An 18,988-nucleotide genomic window follows, 5' to 3' on the forward strand; every position below is an offset into this window, starting at 1 on the left:
GCCGATAAATTAAATCTATAACGGAGCTTCCTGCAATGAAAGGCGATATTGGCGTAATCGGTTTGGCGGTTATGGGGCAAAACCTGATTTTGAATATGAACGATTGCGGATTTAAGGTTGTCGCCTACAACCGGACAATCGGTAAAGTGGACGAATTTTTAAACGGTGCGGCAAAAGAGACGGGCATTATCGGCGCGTATTCCCTGCAAGACTTGGTCGATAAGCTGGCAAAACCGAGAAAAATCATGATGATGGTTCGCGCAGGTTCGGTGGTTGACGACTTTGTCGAACAACTGCTTCCGCTGTTGGAAGAAGGCGACATCATTATCGACGGCGGCAATGCCAATTACCCCGACACGACACGGCGGACACATTACCTTGCCGGAAAAGGGATTTTGTTTGTCGGCGCGGGGGTATCCGGCGGCGAAGAAGGCGCGCGGCGCGGGCCGTCCATCATGCCGGGCGGGGATAAGCGCGCTTGGGAAGCGGTCAAGCCGATTTTCCAGGCGATTGCCGCCAAAACGCCGCAGGGCGAACCGTGTTGCGACTGGGTCGGCAAGGATGGCGCGGGACATTTTGTCAAAATGGTGCACAACGGCATCGAATACGGCGATATGCAGCTGATTTGCGAAGCGTACCAGTTTATGAAAGACGGTTTGGGGCTGTCCTACGACGAAATGCACCGCGTGTTTGCCGAGTGGAACAAAACCGAGCTGGATTCTTATCTGATTGAAATCACAGCGGCAATTTTGGGCTATAAGGACGAAGGCGGCGAACCGCTGGCCGAGAAAATCCTCGATACGGCAGGGCAAAAAGGCACGGGCAAATGGACGGGCATCAATGCCTTGGATTTGGGCATTCCGCTGACGCTGATTTCCGAAGCCGTATTCGCCCGCTGTGTTTCGTCGTTCAAAGAACAGCGCGTGCAGACCGGCAGGCTGTTCGCCCGAACCGCCACGCCCGTCGAAGGCGGCAAACAAGAATGGGTCGAGGCGTTGAGACAGGCTTTGCTTGCCTCCAAAATCATTTCCTACGCACAAGGCTTTATGTTGATCCGCGAAGCGGGCGAAAGTTACGGCTGGGGTTTGGACTACGGCAACACTGCGCTGCTGTGGCGCGAAGGCTGCATCATCCGCAGCGCGTTTTTGGGCAATATCCGCGACGCGTATGAGGCCAATCCCGATTTGGTGTTCTTGGGTGCGGATCCGTATTTCAAAAATATTTTGGAAAACTGCCTGCCTGCATGGCGCAAGGTGGTTGCCAAGGCGGTCGAATGCGGCATCCCTATGCCCTGCATGGCTTCGGCGATTACGTTCTTGGACGGCTATACGACCGAACGCCTGCCTGCCAACCTCTTGCAGGCACAGCGCGACTACTTCGGCGCGCACACTTACGAGCGCACCGACAAACCGCGCGGCGAATTTTTCCATACCAACTGGACGGGCAAGGGCGGAGATACCGCTTCGACAACCTACGATATTTGATTCCGTTGCCGAAATGCCGTCCGAACCGTTCGGACGGCATTTGTTTTGCAGGAAATAGAAAGATGTTCCAATGGCTTTATGATGTATTGTGGCTGCTTGCGCCGATATGGATACGGCGTTATTTGGACAAACGCTCCGGAAGTGCCCCGGCATACCGGGCGCATAGGGACGAGCGTTTCGGCAAGCCGCATCCGAATCCCGTTACCGGCGCGGTTTGGATACACGCCGTTTCGGTCGGAGAAACGCGTGCCGCCCAGCCCTTGATACGCGAGTTGCGGCGGCGTTTTCCCGATGCGCCGCTGCTGATGACGCAGATGACCCCGACGGGACGGGAAACCGCGCAAGTTCTGTTTCCCGATGCGCAATGCCGCTATCTTCCGTATGACAAAAAAACGTGGGTACGGCAGTTTTTGCGCGAACACCGCCCGATGTTCGGCATTTTGATGGAAACCGAAATCTGGCCCAATCTGATGAAGGAATGCCGGCGAGCGGGTGTGCCGCTGTTTTTGGCGAATGCGCGGCTGTCGGAAAAATCGCTGAACGGTTATCTGAAAGTCCGCCGCCTGATCCGTCCCGCAGCCGCTTCGCTGACGGGCTGTCTGGCGCAGACGGAGGCGGATGCGGCGCGGTTGGCGAAATTGGGCGCGGCATCCGTGCAGGTGTGCGGCAATACCAAATACGACCTGATGCCGTCTGAAGACATGAAAACGCTGGCGGGGCAGTTTGAAAAACGCATCGGAGGCCGGCCGGTTGCCGTGTGCGGCAGCACGCGCGTTTATCGGGGCGAAGACGAGGCGGAAAAACTGCTGGCGGCGTGGCAACAATATCGCGGCGATGCCCTGCTGGCCGTCGTGCCGCGCCATCCCGAGCATTTTCAGACGACATTTGAAACGGCGAAACGCTTCGGGTTTAAGGTTCAGCGGCGCAGCGACGGTTTGCCGGTCGAACCCGATACGCAGGTGTGGGTAGGCGACAGTATGGGCGAGCTGTATGCGTATTACCTGTGCGCCGATGTCGCTTTTGTCGGCGGCAGTCTGGTCGGTTCGGGCTGTCAGAACATCATCGAACCGCTTTCCTGCGGCGTTACGACGATATTCGGCTTTTCGACCTACAATTTTTCCGAAGCCTGCCGGCACGCCTTGGCATCGGGTGCGGCGGTTCAAGTCGAATCGGCGGACGCGTGGCGTGAAGCCGTTGAAAAAACCTTATCTGGCGAGGGGGGCGGAATGCAGATGCAGGCGCGCGTGGACGGCTTTATCGCACAACATCGCGGAGCGGGCGCGAGAATCGCCGAGGCGGTGCGGGAAGCGGTATGCGGACATCGGGGGCGATAGTGATACAATCCGTATCCGAGTTTTCCGGTTGGAGCATCGTATGAGTATTTATGCCGTCGCGCACATCATCCACCTGTATTGCGCCACCGCCTTTGTCGGCGGCGTGTTTTTTGAAGTGCTGGTTTTGTCCGTCCTGCATACGGGACGGGTGTCGCGCGAGGCGCGGCGCGAAGTGGAAAAGGCAATGTCTTACCGCGCCGTCAGGGTGATGCCGTTTGCGGTCGGACTGCTGTTCGCCAGCGGCATCGTGATGGCGGCAAACCGCTACCTTCCTATATCGGGCGAACCGTTTGCCACTTCCTTCGGTACGATGCTGACGTTGAAAATCCTGTTGGCGTTCAGCGTGTTGGCGCACTTCGCCATCGCCGTCGTCAAAATGGCGCGTTCCACGCTGACGGTCGGCTGGTCGAAATACATACACGCCGTCGTCTTTACCCATATGCTGCTGATTGTCTTTTTGGCAAAAGCGATGTTTTATATCAGCTGGTAACACAACTACATTTCAAATCAGGAGATTGAACCATGACAGAATATCCCGGCATCGGGTCGCCGTTGTTTTACGGCGTTTTTTTTGCGGCAGTGCTGGTCATGATTGCCTTGGATATGTTTTCGCTGAAGAAAAACGGCAGCCATAAAGTCGGCATCAAAGAAACCTTGGCATGGAGCGGCTTGTGGGTTGCCGTATCCTGCCTGTTCGCAGGCTGGCTGTATTTCGAACTCGCCGGCAATCCCGGCTACGGCGCGGCAGCCGCAAAAGAAAAAGTATTGGAATTCTTTACCGGCTACATTTTGGAAAAATCGTTGGCAGTCGACAATATTTTCGTGTTCCTGATGATATTCGGCTACTTCAAAGTCGCACCGCAGTTTCAACACCGCGTGCTGCTGTACGGCGTATTGGGCGCATTGGTATTGCGCACCGTCATGATTTTCGTCGGCGCGGCACTGGTTCGGCAGTTCGAGTGGATTCTGTATCTGTTCGGCGCGTTCCTGCTCTATACCGGCATACACATGATGAAGCCCGAAGGAGATGAGGAAGAGGATTTGGCAAACAGCAGGCTGCTGAATGCCGTCAAGAAAGTCGTTCCGGTCGGCACGGCGTTTCACGGCGAGAAATTTTTTACCGTCGAGAATGGCAAAAAAATCGCCACGCCGCTGTTTTTGGTGCTGATTATGATTGAATTGAGCGATGTCGTTTTTGCCGTGGACAGTATCCCCGCCGTCTTTGCCGTTACCACCGATCCGTTTATCGTGCTGACTTCCAATATTTTCGCTATTTTGGGTTTGCGGGCGATGTATTTCCTGCTGGCGGATGTGGCGGAACGCTTTATCTTCCTGAAATACGGCTTGGCATTCGTGTTGGGTTTTATCGGTGTGAAAATGCTGGTGATGCATTGGGTACACATCCCGATTTCCGTTTCGCTGTCGGTCGTGTTCGGCGCGTTGGGTGCATCGATACTGACCTCGTTAATTTATACGAAAAAACAGCCTGATAAATAAAACGCCGTCTGAACGCCGACAAAATGGTTGACAGCATCAGGCTTGATGTATAGACTTTCAAAGTTTTCGGGTCGTTAGCTCAGTCGGTAGAGCAGCGGACTTTTAATCCGTTGGTCGAGCGTTCGAATCGCTCACGACCCACCAGGTAAAGCAAAAAAGCTGAGTTTTCAAAACTCGGCTTTTTTTTTGTTTTCCGACAATCCTTGTTCGGAAAGCGCGGCATTTCGTCAAATTCTTTGGTGCGGCTTCCGTATTTTTCCCGAAAATCCCTTATAATTCCGCCTCTGCAACCTTCATCGGGTGATGCTTTATGCATTGTCCCGAGTATTGAAATATTAGCAAGTACCCACCAGGAGGGAACAAACGTGGACAAACTGAAAATCTCCGCAAACGGCCCGCTCAACGGGGAAATAACGGTCTCGGGCGCGAAAAACGCGGCATTGCCGCTGATGTGCGCGGGTTTGCTGACATCGGGTACGTTGCGCCTGAAAAACGTCCCTATGCTGGCAGATGTCGCAACCACGCAAAAGCTGCTTCAGGGCATGGGCGCGCGCGTTCTGACCGACAATATCAGCGAATTTGAAATCAACGGCGGTACGGTCAACAATACCTGCGCCCCTTACGAATTGGTTCGGACGATGCGCGCTTCGATTTTGGTGCTTGGCCCGACGCTGGCGCGTTTCGGCGAGGCGCAAGTCAGCCTGCCGGGCGGCTGCGCCATCGGTTCGCGCCCCGTCAATCAGCATTTGAAAGGCTTGGAAGCGATGGGGGCGGAAATCGCCATCGAACACGGTTACGTCAAAGCCAAAGGCAAACTCAAAGGTGCGCGCGTGGCGATGGATGTCGTTACCGTCGGCGGTACGGAAAACCTGCTGATGGCGGCGACGCTGGCGGAAGGTACGACGGTTTTGGAAAACTGCGCCATCGAGCCTGAAGTGGTCGATTTGGCGGAATGCCTGGTCAAAATGGGCGCGAAAATCAGCGGCATCGGAACATCGACCATGATTGTGGAAGGTGCGGGCGAGCTGTACGGCTGCGAACACAGCGTCGTCCCCGACCGGATTGAAGCGGGGACGTTCCTGTGTGCGGTGGCGATAACCGGCGGCAGGGTGGTTTTGCGGAATGCCGCCCCGAAAACGATGGAAGTGGTGTTGGACAAACTGGTCGAGGCAGGTGCGGTGATTGAAGCGGGCGACGATTGGATCGCCATCGATATGCGGCAGCGTCCGAAGGCGGTGGACATCCGCACGGTCGTCCATCCCGGCTTCCCCACGGATATGCAGGCGCAGTTTATGGCATTGAATGCTGTGGCGGAAGGAAGCTGCCGCGTGGTGGAAACGATTTTTGAAAACCGCTTTATGCACGTTCCGGAGTTGAACCGGATGGGGGCGAACATTACAACCGAGGGCAATACGGCATTTGTGCAGGGTGTGGAACGGCTTTCCGGCGCGGTCGTCAAGGCGACGGATTTGCGCGCGTCCGCCAGCCTCGTTATCGCCGGTTTGGCGGCGCGCGGCGAAACCGTGGTCGAACGGATTTACCACTTGGATCGCGGTTATGAAAATATTGAAAAAAAACTCGGCAGCGTCGGTGCGAACATCGAGCGCGTATCCGGCTGATCGGGTTGCGATGCCGTCTGAAGGCTTCAGGCGGCATCAATTGTTTCTGTATCGCAAACACTGATTGAAAAGGACTGATTATGGCATTTTTAAAACTGACCGAACAAAACGTGCGGGGCAAAACCGTCCTCATCCGCGCCGATATGAACGTGCCGTTCAAAGGCGGCAAAATCAGCGACGACACCCGTATCCGCGCCTCGCTCGCGTCCGTCAAATACTGCTTGGACAACGGCGCGTCCGTTATTGTGATGACCCACTTGGGCCGCCCGACCGAAGGCGAGTTCCACCCCGAAGACGACGTTGCGCCCGTTGCCGCGCACTTGGGCGGCCTGTTGGGCAAAGACGTGAAAGTATTGAACGACTGGCGCGAAAACAAACCGGCTTTGAACGCGGGCGATGTCGTGATGTTGCAAAACGTGCGTATCAACAAAGGCGAGAAGAAAAACGATTTAGAACTGGGCAAAGCCTACGCCGCCTTGTGCGACGTGTTCGTCAATGATGCGTTCGGCACCGCACACCGCGCCCAAGCTTCGACCGAAGCCGTTGCCCAAGCCGCGCCCGTCGCCTGCGCCGGCGTATTGATGGCGGGCGAACTCGACGCTTTGGGCAAAGCCCTGAAACAGCCCGCGCGCCCGATGGTGGCGATTGTTGCCGGCAGCAAAGTGTCCACCAAGCTGACCATCCTCGAATCGTTGGCGGACAAAGTCGATCAGCTTATCGTCGGCGGCGGCATCGCCAACACATTCCTGTTGGCAGAAGGCAAAGCCATCGGTAAATCGCTGGCGGAACATGATTTGGTGGAAGAATCCAAAAAAATTATGGCGAAAATGGCGGCCAAAGGCGGTTCTGTGCCGCTGCCGACCGATGTCGTCGTTGCCAAAGCCTTTGCCGCCGATGCCGAAGCGGTGGTAAAAGACATCGCCGACGTTGCCGAAGACGAGATGATTTTGGACATCGGCCCGAAATCCGCCGCCGCGCTTGCCGATTTGCTTAAAGCCGCCGGTACGGTCGTTTGGAACGGGCCGGTCGGCGTGTTCGAGTTCGATCAATTCGCAGGCGGCACGAAAGCCCTTGCCGAAGCCATCGCCCAAAGCAAAGCGTTCTCGATTGCGGGCGGCGGCGACACGCTGGCGGCGATTGCCAAATTCGGCGTTACCGAACAAATCGGCTACATCTCCACCGGCGGCGGCGCGTTCCTTGAGTTCTTGGAAGGCAAAGAGCTGCCTGCCGTAGCCGCTTTGGAAAAAACGCGGCGAGTAAACGGTTTGATATAAAAAAATGCCGTCTGAAACGAAATGGTTTCAGACGGCATTTTTGTGTGGCGGTTATTGTGCTTTGGCAGCCCATTCCGCCGGAGTGGCGGCAACCGAAATGGAAAGTGCGTGCAGTTCGTTGCTTTCCAGTTGGGCTTTGAGTCCGTCTTTAATCAGGCGGTGGCGCGCGAGGCGTGCCTTGCCTTCAAATTCTGATGAAACGATGACGGCGAAAAAATGGTGTCCGTCGCCTTCTACTTCGATGTGTTCGCATTTTGCCACGCCTGCAATCAGGGCCTTGACTTGTTCGGGTGTCAGCATAGTGGGGAGTCCTTATTGGGGAAATGCGCCATTATACTGGCAAATCGAAATTCCGTCTGAAAACGGCTTCAGACGGAATTTTTGACGGTGTTTTATTTTTTGGCTTTGAAGCAGAGCAGGTGTTGTGTGGTGGCAAGCCACGCGCCGAATACGCCCAACGCGATGACGAAGCCGAACACCAGCCCGAGTTCGCCGACGTAGAAGAAACGCCAGCCGATGTTCAAGCCGTAGGGTTTGAAGATGGCATCGACCAAGGGGCGCACGGCAGAGAGCAGCCAACCGCAAAGCCCTAAGCTGACGGCGGCGGAGAAGATACTCTGCCACATAGCCTGATAAAGGAAGGGGCGGCGGATAAACGACGCGGGCGCACCCAGGAGTTTGGTGATTTCGATTTCTTCTTTGCGGCTGAGGATTTGCAGTCGGATGGTGTTGTGTGCGACAAGGACGAAAGCCATACCCAGCGTCAGGGAAAGAAACCATAAGATTTTGCGGATGAACTCGTTGATTTGGTACAGCGTTTGCACCCATTCGGTATCCATAGACGCGGATTCGACCATAGGCAGCTTGGTAATGTCCCGGTAGATTGCCTGCATTTGGGCGGGCGTGGTTGCCGGGTCGGGGGTAACGATAAAGACATCCGGCAGGGGGTTGCCGTCAAGCATGGAAATCAGATTTTGGTCGAGGTTGGACTGTAATTCCGCCAAACCGTCTTCCTTGCCGATGAAGCGGATGTTGTCGAGCCGTTTATCGCGCGTCAGCAGGCTGCGTACGGTATCGCTGTCGCTTTGTGCGGCGGCGGTTTCCATATAGACGGTGATTTGCGGCGACTCGTTGAGTTTGCCCAACACGCTTTGCCCGCTTTGGATGCCCAGATACATAAACAGCGGCAGGGTCATCGCGACGGCAAGCATTATGAGGGTAAGCAGTGTGCCGAAGGGTTGGCGCAGAAGCTGTTTGAGTGCGGAGCGCGCGGATTCGACGTGCAGCGAGAAGTAGTGGATGATGCTCATGCGAGTCGTCCTTTCGAGAGGCGCAGGATGCGGTGTCCGTAGTCCGCCATCAGGGTTTCGTCATGTGCGGCGACGATGACGGTGGTTCCCGCTTCGTGGAAGGTTTTGAACAATTCCATAATATCGAGCGCGTAGGCACGGTCGAGGTTGGCGGAGGGTTCGTCGGCAATCAGCAGGCCGGGCTGGTGGACGACGGCGCGGGCGATGCACAGGCGTTGTTGTTCACCGCCCGAGAGGGTTACGGGATCGTCCAATTCTCGTCCTTTCAAGCCGACTTTTTCGATGGCGATGCGGGCGCGTTCTTCGGCTTTGCGCGGCGGATAGCCGATAATCCGCAGGGGCAGGATGACGTTTTGCAGGACATTGCGGTCGTTGAGGATTTTGTGGTCTTGGAACACGATGCCGATGTGTTGGCGCATAAAGCCGATTTGGTTGTCGGACAATGTGCCGAGGTCCTGTCCGTTACACAGGACTTTGCCCATGCTCGGCTTGGTGATGCCCGAAATCAGCTTGAGGACGGTGGATTTGCCCGAACCGGAGTGTCCCGCGATAAAAATCATCTCGCCTTTGTTGATTTGGAAGCTGACGTTTTTCAGGGCTTCAAAACCGCCGGGATAGGTTTTGGAAACTTGTTCGAAACGGATCATAGGAGGTCCTGTAAGGAAGGGCGGCATATCGTTTCGGGCGGTTGCGTCCGCAGGGATATGCCGTCTGAACAATAGGTAAGACAGTACCGATTATAAAGATTCCGCCTGTTTTTAGATAGTGGATAAGTTTGGCGGATACCGAAGGCCGGGCGGGAAAATGCCGTCTGAAGCGGCTTCAGACAGCATCCGGCGTTTAACGGCATTTTGAATGGGCGAGTTTGACGGCTTCGGTCAGGCTTTTCTCGTTCACCTCTCCTGTAATGGTCTGCCTGTATCCGCATTTCGGGGCTTCGACGACGGTAAAGGGCAGTACGCCGACATTGTTTCCGTAGGATTTCATAAAGTTTCGGCTGTTCGCCCCGGTGTAACGCCAAATCGGGTAGCTGACCGGGGTCTGCTTGAGAAAGTTGCCGATATTGTCGGATGTGTCGAGCGCGATGCCGACCATATCGACGCTGCCTTTTTTCTGCGCTTTGTACCATTTGGACATGGCGGGCATCTCTTTTCGACACGGACCGCACCAAGTCGCCCATAGGTTGGCGATGCGGACGGGGGCTTTGAGCGATTGCAGGTTTTGCGGGGTATTGTCTTTCCATCCGGCCAGTTCGTCTGCCGAGGCGGTATGTGCGGCAAATGTGGCGGCAAGGGCGATTGCGGCGAGATTCAAGCGTTTCATCGTTTTGTCCTTTGTATGTCGATTCGGGTATTGTAAACCGTTTGGTACGGTTGGAGGCGGGGTATTGAGTAAAACCCTGCGTAAGCCGATAATAAGGGGATTGTCGAGAAGTAGGGAAATGTCATGTCTGAAATCAAAATTTTCCACAATCCGCGTTGCAGCAAATCGCGTGCCGCCGTGTCCCTATTGGAAGAACGCGGCATTGCTGCCGAAGTGGTCAAATATTTGGATACGCCGCCCGACTTGTCCGAATTGAAGGATATTTTCAACAAATTGGGCTTGGAATCGGCGCGCGGGATGATGCGCGTGAAAGATGATTTGTACAAGGAATTGGGTTTGGACAACCCCGATTTGGACAATGACGCGCTGCTGCGTGCCATCGCCGATCATCCCGCCCTGTTGGAGCGTCCGATTGTTTTGGCAAACGGTAAGGCGGCTGTCGGCAGACCGTTGGAAAATATCGAAGCGGTATTGTGAACAAACGGCTGTTTTGCAGCCGCAACGGCTTGCGCTATTACCTGTTGGGCGGTTTCTGTTTGAGTGTTTTTCCGCTTTTGCTGGTGTTTGCCTCATCCGTTTGGGCGGTTTATCGGACGGGCGGGCAGGTTTTGCCGCCGTATGTCCGGGCGGATGCCGCGCTGGTGTTGGGCGCAGCCGCGTGGGACAAACGCCCTTCCCCGGTTTTTCGGGAACGCATCAACCACGCCATCGCGCTTTACCAAAGCCGCAGGGTAGGCAAAATCGTGTTTACGGGAGGGCGAACCAAAAAAGGCTATATGACCGAAGCCGAGGTCGGGCGGCGGTACGCGCTCAAACAGGGGGTTCCGGCGCGCAACATCCTGTTTGAAAACACTTCGCGCAACACTTATGAAAACCTGAACAACATCCGTCCGGTTTTGCGTGCCAACGGTATTGCCAGCGTGGTGATTGTCAGCGATCCCTACCATTTGGCGCGGGCGGCGGAAATGGCGGAGGATTTGGGTGTCCGCGTTTATATGTCTGCCACGCCGACCACGCGGTTTGATGCGGGAAATAAGAAAAAAATCTTTATGCTGCAAGAGGGGTATGCGTTATCCCTCTACCGTTTGGAAAAATGGGGCAGCCGCTTTTTGGGATGGCTGTCTGATTGAGGCGGTAGAAAATGCCGTCTGAAACTTATCCGCAGGCAGGGTTCGGACGGCATTTTTGATGCCTAAGCACGGTAAAAACAGTAAAATAAACGCTTTCAAAGATTTCGGAGCCATTATGACCGTCAAAACCCGTTTCGCCCCCAGCCCCACCGGTTACCTGCACATCGGCGGCGTTCGCACCGCCTTGTTTTCGTGGGCGTTTGCCCGCCATCATAAAGGCGAATTTTTATTGCGTATCGAAGACACCGACTTGGCACGTTCCACCGCCGAATCCGTCAACATCATCCTTGGCGGCATGAAATGGGTCGGTCTCGATTACGACAACGCCGACAACGTGGTGTACCAAACCCGCCGTTTCGACCGTTATAAAGAAGTCATTGCCGAACTCTTGGCAAAAGGCGATGCCTACTACTGCTATTGCAGCAAAGAAGAATTGGAAGCGATGCGCGAGAAAGCCGAAAAAGAAGGCACGGCGACTTACGACCGCCGCTGGCGGCCGGAAGCAGGCAAAACCCTGCCCGAAATTCCTGCAGGCGTGCAACCCGTCGTCCGCTTCAAAACGCCTTTGGACGGCGTTACCAAATGGACAGACTTGGTCAAAGGCGAAATCTCCATCCCCAACGAAGCCCTAGACGACCTGATTATTGCCCGCGCCGACGGTACGCCGACCTACAACTTCTGCGCCGTGGTAGACGACTACGACATGGGCGTTACCCACATTATCCGCGGGGACGACCATGTGAACAATACCCCGAAACAAATCAACATCTTGAAAGCCATCGGCGCGAACCTGCCCGAATACGGGCATCTGCCGATGATTCTCAACGAACAAGGCAAAAAAATTTCCAAACGCAGCGGCGATACCGTCGCCATTACCGATTTCGGCGCAATGGGCATTCTGCCCGAAGCGATGCTCAACTATTTGGCGCGTTTGGGCTGGGCGCACGGCGACGATGAGTTTTTCACGACGGAACAATTCATCGAATGGTTTGATTTGAAAGACGTTTCCCCGTCCCCAAGCCGTATGGATTTGAAAAAGCTCTATTGGATCAACGGCGAACACATCAAAATCACACCCGACGGCAAACTTACCGAACTCGTCAAACCGCGCCTTGCGCTGCGCGATATTCATGAAACCGAAAAACCTGCGTTGGAAGACGTGTTGGCACTGGTCAAAGACCGCGCCCAAGATTTGAACGCCTTGGCAGACGAATGCCTGTATTTCTACAAAAAACAAGTCCCTGCCGAAGCCGATGTTGCCAAACACTGGGACGACGAAGCCGCCGCCCGTATGCTGCGCTTCGCCGAACGCCTCGAAGGGCTGGAAGACTGGAACGCCAAAGCCATTCACAACCTCTTCAAACCTTTCTGCGACGAAGAAGGCATCAAAATGGGCAAACTCGGTATGCCCCTGCGCCTTGCTGTCTGCGGTACGGCAAAAACCCCGAGCGTCGATGCCGTGTTGGCATTAATCAGCAAAGAGGAAGTGTTGAAACGCATCCGTGCTTAAGTTATCCACAGGTGCGGGCAATGCCGTCTGATGTCGGAATGCGGCTTCAGACGGCATTCAGACGGAAGTTGAACATGAAAAAAATATTGTATTTTCTGATGTTTGTTTTTTCTACAAGCGTATGGGCAGGGGGTGCGGAAGACAATTTGCTCAGCATCCAATCCGGTTACCGTGCTTTACTGCAAAAGCAAAACAATCTGGACGGAAAAATCATCGGGATGCAGTCGGATTTGGAAGATGCGCGCCGGCGTTTGCAGGCGGCTCAGGCAGACATCGCCCGTTTGGAAGCGGAAATTCCTGCAGCAATGGCCCAAAAAGCCCGGCAGGCTGAAGAGATGAGGCAAATCGGAGTGCGTTTGGACCATGCTTGGAATGCGGTTTACGGCGCAGGGGAACGAAAGCGTCGGGGGAATTGACCGATGAATTCCCTCTTTGTGGACAACACTGTTTTTATTACACGGCTGAAAGCCGGGCATATCGGCAGGTTGGTTCAGGCGTTGTTTGAGGAGTGGCACGGATTTGAACCGTGGTCTTCCGTGGATAAGATTCGTGCCTATTACGGCAGATGTTTGAAGGATGACGAACTGCCGCTGGCTTTTGCGGCTGTGGATGATTCCGGAACCCTGTTGGGTTCGGCTGCAGTCAAGCGGCATGATATGGAAAATTTTCCACAGTATGAATATTGGTTGGGCGATGTCTTTGTTTTACCTGAATATCGCGGAAAAGGCATTGGCAGGAGGCTGGTCGCCCACTGCATAGGCGCAGCGCGTTCGCTGGGGATAAAGTTCTTGTATCTTTATACGCCTGATGTGCAAATATTTTATGAATCATTCGGCTGGGCGGTTGTCGGGCGACATTTCCATAACGGGGAATGGGTTACGGTTATGCGTTTGGATGTGGATAAGGTTTAAGCCGAATGGGCAGATGCCGTCTGAGCTGTTCGGACGGCATTTTTTATGTTTGGAAATTTCCTGTCAGATATAGTGGATTAACAAAAACCGGTACGGCGTTGCCCCGCCCCGGCTCAAAGAGAACGATTCCCTAAGGCGCCCAAGCACCGGGCGAACCGGTTCCGTACCATTTGTACTGCCCGCGGCCCGCCGCCTTGTCCTGATTTTTGTTAATCCGCTATAAAGTTTATCCACAGATTTTTCCATATGGTTTGATGCTGCTCCGCCAACGGAAATTAAGATACGGATTTGCACAAATCTTTCAGACGGTACAGTTCTGACAATGCTTCGCGCGGGGTCAGGCTGTCGGGATCGAGGTTTTCCAGGGCTGCTGCCAATATACCTTCAAAATGTTTTTCCTCTGCTTTATCCACAAAGCAGTCCACATTCGGTTCATCTCCTTTTTCAGACGGCATGGTACTGAAAATATCCAGTTGGGGACGGTTTGCGGCGGCTTGGTTTTCCAGTCCGTTCAAATGCTTTTGGGCGGCTTTCAATGCGCGCACAGGCAGGCCGGCGAGTTTGGCGACGGCGATGCCGTAGCTTTTTCCGGCGGGACCGGGTTGGATTTGGTGCAGGAACACGATGTCCCGTCCCTGTTCGAGCGCGGAAAGGTGCATATTGACGGCGGCGGCGTGGGCTTCGGGCAGGTAGGTCAGCTCGAAATAGTGGGTGGCAAACAGGCTGAAGGATTTGTTTTTTTGCAGCAGGTGTTCGGCGATTGCGTGCGCGAGGGCGAGGCCGTCGAAAGTGGAAGTACCACGTCCGACTTCGTCCATTAAAACAATGCTTTGTTCGGTGGCGTGATGCAGGATGTAGGCGGTTTCGCTCATTTCGACCATGAAGGTGGAGCGGTTGGAGGCGAGGTCGTCCGATGCGCCGATGCGGGTGAAGATTTGATCGACAGGCCCGATTGTGGCGGCATCGGCAGGCACGAAACAGCCGGTGTGTGCCAATAAAACAATCAGCGCGACTTGGCGCATATAGGTGGATTTGCCGCCCATATTGGGGCCGGTGAGCAGCATGAGGCGGTGTTTGTGGTCGAGGTCGGTGTGGTTGGCTGTGAAGTGGCGTACCTGCTGTTCGACAACGGGATGGCGGCCGTTTTCGATGTGGACAACCGGATAGTCGGCAAACTCGGGACGGACAAAGTTCCGCTCTTTTGCCAAGGCTGAAAATGTGGACAACACGTCCAGCGCGGCGGCGGCTTTGGCGGCTTTTTGAAGCTGCGGCAATGCCGTCCGAAGGTTTTTCAATACGCCGTCAAAGAGTTGTTTTTCTAAGGCGAGGGCTTGGTCTTGAGCAGTCAGCACTTTGTCTTCAAAGGCTTTCAGTTCCGGCGTGATGAAGCGTTCGGCGTTTTTGAGGGTTTGCCGGCGTTGGTAGTCGGCAGGTGCTTGTTCGGCTTGGGTTTTGGACAATTCAATGTAAAAGCCGTGAACGCGGTTGAACTCGACTTTGAGTGTGGACAAACCGGTACGTTCGCGTTCCTTGGCTTCCAAATCCAGCAAAAATTCGTCGCCATGGTTTTGAATGCGGCGCAATTCGTCCAGTTCGGGATGAAAACCGTGGTTGATGACATTGCCGTCTTTCAGCCAGACGGAAGGTTCGGGCATCACGGCGGCTTTGAGGGTTTCGGCAACTGGCAGGGTTTCGGGGAAAACGGCTTTAAGGGTTTCCAACAGGCTGCTGCCGGTTGCGGACAAGTCGATTTGTGCCAACTCGAACAGACTGTCGCGTAAAGATGCCAAATCGCGCGGGCGGGCATTGCCGACGGCGATGCGGGCGGCGATACGTTCGATGTCGGCAATGCTCTTCAGATGGCATTGGAGGGGTTCGTATTGGCTTTCCAGCGCGGTTACGGCTTCTTGGCGCGCTCGGATGTGGGCGCGGTTGCGTAAAGGGTGGTGCAGCCACAATGCCAACAGGCGGCTGCCCATGTGGGTGGCGCAGCCGTCGAGTATGGAAAACAGGGTCGGCGTTTTTTTGCCGGAGAGGGTTTGCGTGATTTCGAGATTGCGGCGCGTGGCGGCATCCATGCCGATATATTGGCTGTCGGTTTCGAGCGACAGGCCGTCCAAATGTTGCGGCATCAGGTTTTGCGTCAGGCGGATATAGTTCAACAGCGCACCTGCCGCGCCAATCGAAACGGCGTGTTCTTTGCTGTCCAAACCGAAGCCGCGCAAATCTTGGCAGCCGAAATATTCCGTCAGCAGTTTTTCCCCCGCGTCGGCGGCAAACTGCCACGCGTTCAGGCGTGTAACACCCGATGCCGTCTGAAGTTGCGGTGCGTTTTTACTGTCCGGCAGCAAAATTTCCGCCGCCTGCAGGCGCGCCAGTTCGTCGTTCAATTTATCCGCAGTTGTCAGCTTGGTTTTGAATTCGCCGCTTTGCAGCGATGCCCACGCTAAACCGATGTATTTTTTGTCGGGAGACACGGCAACGATGCGGTTGGTTTCCTTGTCTTCCAGTAATGCGGAATCGGTTAGCGTGCCGGGCGTTACGATGCGCACGACTTTGCGCTCCACCGGCCCTTTGCCCGCGCCGACTTCGCCGACCTGTTCGCAAATCGCCACGCTTTTGCCCAACTTGACCAGGCGCGCCAGATACTGTTCCGCCGCGTGAAACGGAACGCCTGCCATTTTAATCGGCACGCCGTCCATCTGCCCGCGTGTGGTCAGGGTGATGTCCAACAATTTCGCCGCTTCCACCGCGTCATCCAAAAACAGCTCGTAAAAATCACCCATACGGTAAAACACTAGTTTGTCGGTATGTTGCGCTTTTATGCCGAGGTATTGCTGCATCATTGGGGAAACGGCGGATTTGGACATGGGGCTGCCTTATTATTAGGAAAACGGTATTGTAGCAAAAGGTTTTGTCTTCGACGGAATGAGACTGACCGTAAGCTTGTCAATAAAGTTGTGGAGACAAATAGGAAAACGGCAAAGTTATCCATAAGAATATTATTAAGTCAAAAAACATCCACGCTTATCTGTCTTATACGGCAAGCCTTAAACTCAAATTTATTTAACAAAAAGGTAATGAAAATATTGGATATTTGCTACTTATACACAAGCAGGTCGGCAATCATCAAAATCATCATTAAAATTTTAAAATCAAATATTGAATGCGCGTTTTTGAAATAGCGAAATTCACCTGCGTCAAACAAAACGCAAGTAATTTTATGTAATAGTGGAATGTAGTTTTATTTCAGAATACAATACAGGCATCGGACTTTATTTCACAACCGGGAGACAAAATATGAGCATCAAAGTAGCGATTAACGGTTTCGGCCGCATCGGCCGCCTCGCATTGCGTCAAATTGAAAAAGCCCACGGCATCGAAGTCGCCGCCGTCAACGACCTGACCCCTGCCGAAATGCTGCTGCACCTTTTCAAATACGACAGCACACAAGGCCGTTTCCAAGGTACTGCCGAATTAAAAGACGATGCCATCGTGGTAAACGGCAGAGAAATCAAAGTTTTCGCCAATCCGAATCCCGAAGAATTGCCTTGGGGCGAGTTGGGTGTGGATGTCGTCCTCGAATGTACCGGTTTCTTTACCAACAAAACCAAAGCCGAAGCACATATCCGTGCCGGCGCGCGCAAAGTCGTGATTTCCGCACCCGGCGGCAATGATGTGAAAACCGTCGTATATGGCGTAAACCAAGACATCTTGGACGGTAGCGAAACTGTCATTTCCGCCGCTTCCTGTACCACCAACTGCCTTGCCCCGATGGCGGCAGTCCTGCAAAAAGAGTTCGGCGTAGTCGAAGGCCTGATGACCACCATCCACGCCTACACCGGCGACCAAAACACCCTTGACGCGCCGCACCGCAAAGGCGATTTGCGCCGCGCCCGCGCCGCCGCGCTCAACATCGTGCCCAACAGCACCGGCGCCGCCAAAGCCATCGGTCTGGTTATCCCCGAATTGAACGGCAAACTCGACGGCTCCGCCCAACGCGTCCCTGTTGCCACCGGCTCGCTGACCGAATTGGTTTCCGTCCTCGAACGCCCTGCAACCAAAGAAGAAATCAACGCCGCGATGAAAGCCGCCTCCAGCGAATCTTACGGCTACAACGAAGATCAAATCGTTTCTTCCGACGTTGTCGGCATCGAATACGGCTCGCTCTTTGACGCAACCCAAACCCGCGTGATGACCGTGGGCGGCAAACAACTGGTGAAAACCGTTGCCTGGTACGACAACGAAATGTCCTACACCTGCCAACTCGTCCGTACTTTGGAATACTTCGCAGGCAAAATCTAAGGCTTGAACAAACCTGTGGATAAGTAAATGCCGTCTGAACACATTGCGTTCAGACGGCATTGTTTATCTGTAACTTGATATTGCGGCTTATGGCGAACAAACAACAGCCGTTTGTTCAACTGCTATGCGGCAAAACCGGATTTTGCCCGATTTAAAGCGGGGTTGGGGAAAGATTAATAACCGTCGCGCGGTTTTCCTCGATTTGAAACCTGACTTCGTAATCCGCAATATTCATCACATAAATCCGTTCGGGAATATTCTGATAGGCGGGGCGCGGATCTTGGGCAATGCTTTGGCTGATAAGGTTTTTGGTGTTTGCAGATAAATTTTCCGCGCCGATGTTTTCCTGCCAAACGACTTCCAACTCTACGGGTTTGCCGCTGACGAAACCGGATGCGGCATCGGGTTTGGATTCGATAAAGGGGATATAAGGCTTGATGTCCACAATCGGCGTGCCGTCCAGCAGGTCTGAGCCGCTGCAATAGAGGCGGACGGGTTTGCCGGTTTCGATGCGTTCGAGTTTAAGGAGAGAGAGTCCGAGATGGTTGGGGCGGTGGGGGCTGCGCGTGGCGAACACGCCCATTTTTTGTTTGCCGCCGAGCCGTGGCGGGCGCACCATTTGCGCCCAACCTTCATCCAATACGCCGTGGAAGATAAAACTTATCCACACATAATCGAAATCTTCCAACCCGCGCACGCTGTCTGCGGTAAATTCGGGATTCAGCTCGATGCAGGCTTCTGCGGCGGAGACCAAACCGGGCTGGCGGGCGATGCCGAATTTCTGTTTGTAGGGCGAGCGGGCGGTGCCGATGGGGGTAATGGTATAAGTCATAAGATTGTGGATAAGTTTTTTGGAAAAACCTTATCTTATCACAGCCGGTTTTACCGCTTTCGGGTAGTAATTTGTTATAATACAGGGCATTTAAATCGCGTTGAAATAAAGTAGCACAGAATCCTCGTGTCCAAGACGCTCTTAAAAAGGCATTGGAGTATTGATAAAAAAGAAGCATAACGGTTCGTTATAACGAAGAGGGAATCCCGTATATTACACCCAAGTCAGGTTGTTATCTTTCCTTTTGGATCTCACTTACAGGAGGTGAGATCTGAAATTTTGGGTAATAAAATCGGATTACAGCTTCTAGCAAGGAGTACCTTAGGTATAGCTAAAATGGAGGGGGTGGATATGACATATCATATCCACCTAGATGGATTGTGCTCCTTAAATAAAGAAGGTAAGAGTTTTGTTATTCGTAAAATAGAGAATGACGATCTTAAGTGAAGAAGTAATGAG

The 18,988-nt window shown here is 54.0% G+C and carries 18 protein-coding genes and 1 tRNA gene; 13 read left to right on the forward strand and 6 right to left on the reverse strand.

The window, feature by feature from the left end:
* The first annotated feature begins 35 nt into the window (after positions 1–35).
* The 7 genes from gnd (at position 36) to DFR77_RS04770 (ending at position 7,208) form a co-directional block, all read left to right on the forward strand.
* Complete coding sequence (gnd, locus tag DFR77_RS04740) at positions 36–1,484, forward strand: decarboxylating NADP(+)-dependent phosphogluconate dehydrogenase (protein WP_003705185.1); 1,449 nt, start codon at positions 36–38, stop codon at positions 1,482–1,484.
* 62 nt (positions 1,485–1,546) lie between these two features.
* On the forward strand, positions 1,547–2,818 hold the full coding sequence (gene waaA, locus DFR77_RS04745) for a lipid IV(A) 3-deoxy-D-manno-octulosonic acid transferase (RefSeq protein WP_010355587.1): 1,272 nt from the start codon (positions 1,547–1,549) through the stop codon (positions 2,816–2,818).
* Positions 2,819–2,858: 40 nt separating this feature from the next.
* The gene (locus DFR77_RS04750; protein ID WP_003688065.1) at positions 2,859–3,308 is read left to right on the forward strand and encodes a CopD family copper resistance protein; all 450 of its coding nucleotides are present in this window, start codon (positions 2,859–2,861) and stop codon (positions 3,306–3,308) included.
* A gap of 32 nt (positions 3,309–3,340) precedes the next feature.
* Positions 3,341–4,315 carry a TerC family protein gene (locus tag DFR77_RS04755; RefSeq protein ID WP_003688067.1) on the forward strand — a complete coding sequence of 325 codons (975 nt, stop codon included), beginning with the start codon at positions 3,341–3,343 and terminating at the stop codon, positions 4,313–4,315.
* Positions 4,316–4,383: 68 nt separating this feature from the next.
* Positions 4,384–4,459: transfer RNA gene (locus tag DFR77_RS04760), tRNA-Lys, on the forward strand.
* Positions 4,460–4,680: 221 nt separating this feature from the next.
* Positions 4,681–5,934: a UDP-N-acetylglucosamine 1-carboxyvinyltransferase gene (gene murA, locus DFR77_RS04765; RefSeq protein ID WP_003688069.1), complete on the forward strand. Its 1,254-nt coding sequence runs from the start codon at positions 4,681–4,683 to the stop codon at positions 5,932–5,934.
* An 80-nt stretch (positions 5,935–6,014) separates the two neighbouring features.
* Complete coding sequence (locus DFR77_RS04770; RefSeq protein WP_003699253.1) at positions 6,015–7,208, forward strand: phosphoglycerate kinase; 1,194 nt, start codon at positions 6,015–6,017, stop codon at positions 7,206–7,208.
* Positions 7,209–7,259: 51 nt separating this feature from the next.
* Here DFR77_RS04770 and DFR77_RS04775 read toward each other — a convergent pair whose 3' ends face one another.
* From DFR77_RS04775 to DFR77_RS04795, 4 genes are all read right to left on the reverse strand, one after another.
* Positions 7,260–7,508, reverse strand: coding sequence for a BolA family protein (locus DFR77_RS04775; protein ID WP_002247180.1), 249 nt, complete (start codon positions 7,506–7,508; stop codon positions 7,260–7,262).
* 92 nt (positions 7,509–7,600) lie between these two features.
* Complete coding sequence (gene ftsX / locus DFR77_RS04780) at positions 7,601–8,518, reverse strand: permease-like cell division protein FtsX (RefSeq protein WP_003688074.1); 918 nt, start codon at positions 8,516–8,518, stop codon at positions 7,601–7,603.
* Positions 8,515–9,165 carry a cell division ATP-binding protein FtsE gene (locus tag DFR77_RS04785; RefSeq protein ID WP_017146947.1) on the reverse strand — a complete coding sequence of 217 codons (651 nt, stop codon included), beginning with the start codon at positions 9,163–9,165 and terminating at the stop codon, positions 8,515–8,517. The genes ftsX and DFR77_RS04785 overlap by 4 nt, the downstream gene beginning before the upstream one ends.
* A gap of 193 nt (positions 9,166–9,358) precedes the next feature.
* Complete coding sequence (locus DFR77_RS04795) at positions 9,359–9,841, reverse strand: TlpA disulfide reductase family protein (RefSeq protein ID WP_003688077.1); 483 nt, start codon at positions 9,839–9,841, stop codon at positions 9,359–9,361.
* Between the two features lie 123 nt (positions 9,842–9,964).
* Between DFR77_RS04795 and arsC the strand changes: the two genes are divergently transcribed.
* The 5 genes from arsC to DFR77_RS04820 all read left to right on the forward strand — a co-directional run bounded on the left by arsC (position 9,965) and on the right by DFR77_RS04820 (position 13,392).
* Entirely contained in the window at positions 9,965–10,318 is a 354-nt protein-coding gene (gene arsC, locus DFR77_RS04800) for an arsenate reductase (glutaredoxin) (protein WP_003694491.1), read from the forward strand.
* Positions 10,315–10,971: a YdcF family protein gene (locus DFR77_RS04805; RefSeq protein ID WP_002237424.1), complete on the forward strand. Its 657-nt coding sequence runs from the start codon at positions 10,315–10,317 to the stop codon at positions 10,969–10,971. The genes arsC and DFR77_RS04805 overlap by 4 nt, the downstream gene beginning before the upstream one ends.
* A gap of 115 nt (positions 10,972–11,086) precedes the next feature.
* Positions 11,087–12,481, forward strand: a complete 1,395-nt coding sequence (gltX, locus tag DFR77_RS04810; RefSeq protein ID WP_003692075.1) for a glutamate--tRNA ligase — start codon at positions 11,087–11,089, stop codon at positions 12,479–12,481.
* A 20-nt stretch (positions 12,482–12,501) separates the two neighbouring features.
* Positions 12,502–12,897, forward strand: a complete 396-nt coding sequence (locus tag DFR77_RS04815; protein WP_003688080.1) for a hypothetical protein — start codon at positions 12,502–12,504, stop codon at positions 12,895–12,897.
* A gap of 3 nt (positions 12,898–12,900) precedes the next feature.
* Entirely contained in the window at positions 12,901–13,392 is a 492-nt protein-coding gene (locus DFR77_RS04820; protein ID WP_003688081.1) for a GNAT family N-acetyltransferase, read from the forward strand.
* Between the two features lie 275 nt (positions 13,393–13,667).
* Here the strand turns inward: DFR77_RS04820 and mutS are convergent, their stop codons facing one another.
* Positions 13,668–16,262: a DNA mismatch repair protein MutS gene (mutS, locus tag DFR77_RS04830; RefSeq protein ID WP_003688085.1), complete on the reverse strand. Its 2,595-nt coding sequence runs from the start codon at positions 16,260–16,262 to the stop codon at positions 13,668–13,670.
* 430 nt (positions 16,263–16,692) lie between these two features.
* On the opposite strand from mutS, the gene gap reads away from it, so the two are divergent.
* Positions 16,693–17,697 (forward strand): type I glyceraldehyde-3-phosphate dehydrogenase, encoded by a 1,005-nt coding sequence (gap, locus tag DFR77_RS04835; protein ID WP_003688087.1) that lies wholly within the window; start codon positions 16,693–16,695, stop codon positions 17,695–17,697.
* Positions 17,698–17,848: 151 nt separating this feature from the next.
* Here gap and tsaA read toward each other — a convergent pair whose 3' ends face one another.
* A complete protein-coding gene (gene tsaA / locus DFR77_RS04840; RefSeq protein WP_003688090.1) occupies positions 17,849–18,529 on the reverse strand; it encodes a tRNA (N6-threonylcarbamoyladenosine(37)-N6)-methyltransferase TrmO in 681 nt (226 codons plus the stop codon).
* Positions 18,530–18,988: the final 459 nt, after the last annotated feature.

Source organism: Neisseria gonorrhoeae, assembly GCF_003315235.1.
Taxonomy (GTDB): Bacteria; Pseudomonadota; Gammaproteobacteria; order Burkholderiales; family Neisseriaceae; genus Neisseria; species Neisseria gonorrhoeae.

Coding starts and splice junctions, on each gene's coding strand:
- ftsX (WP_003688074.1), bottom strand. CDS start 8,518: ATGAGCATCATCCACTACTTCTCGCTGCACGTCGAATCCGCGCGCTCC.
- DFR77_RS04775 (WP_002247180.1), bottom strand. CDS start 7,508: ATGCTGACACCCGAACAAGTCAAGGCCCTGATTGCAGGCGTGGCAAAA.
- DFR77_RS04750 (WP_003688065.1), top strand. CDS start 2,859: ATGAGTATTTATGCCGTCGCGCACATCATCCACCTGTATTGCGCCACC.
- DFR77_RS04820 (WP_003688081.1), top strand. CDS start 12,901: ATGAATTCCCTCTTTGTGGACAACACTGTTTTTATTACACGGCTGAAA.
- DFR77_RS04785 (WP_017146947.1), bottom strand. CDS start 9,165: ATGATCCGTTTCGAACAAGTTTCCAAAACCTATCCCGGCGGTTTTGAA.
- gltX (WP_003692075.1), top strand. CDS start 11,087: ATGACCGTCAAAACCCGTTTCGCCCCCAGCCCCACCGGTTACCTGCAC.
- gnd (WP_003705185.1), top strand. CDS start 36: ATGAAAGGCGATATTGGCGTAATCGGTTTGGCGGTTATGGGGCAAAAC.
- waaA (WP_010355587.1), top strand. CDS start 1,547: ATGTTCCAATGGCTTTATGATGTATTGTGGCTGCTTGCGCCGATATGG.
- DFR77_RS04795 (WP_003688077.1), bottom strand. CDS start 9,841: ATGAAACGCTTGAATCTCGCCGCAATCGCCCTTGCCGCCACATTTGCC.
- DFR77_RS04815 (WP_003688080.1), top strand. CDS start 12,502: ATGCCGTCTGATGTCGGAATGCGGCTTCAGACGGCATTCAGACGGAAG.
- DFR77_RS04770 (WP_003699253.1), top strand. CDS start 6,015: ATGGCATTTTTAAAACTGACCGAACAAAACGTGCGGGGCAAAACCGTC.
- tsaA (WP_003688090.1), bottom strand. CDS start 18,529: ATGACTTATACCATTACCCCCATCGGCACCGCCCGCTCGCCCTACAAA.
- mutS (WP_003688085.1), bottom strand. CDS start 16,262: ATGTCCAAATCCGCCGTTTCCCCAATGATGCAGCAATACCTCGGCATA.
- gap (WP_003688087.1), top strand. CDS start 16,693: ATGAGCATCAAAGTAGCGATTAACGGTTTCGGCCGCATCGGCCGCCTC.
- DFR77_RS04755 (WP_003688067.1), top strand. CDS start 3,341: ATGACAGAATATCCCGGCATCGGGTCGCCGTTGTTTTACGGCGTTTTT.
- arsC (WP_003694491.1), top strand. CDS start 9,965: ATGTCTGAAATCAAAATTTTCCACAATCCGCGTTGCAGCAAATCGCGT.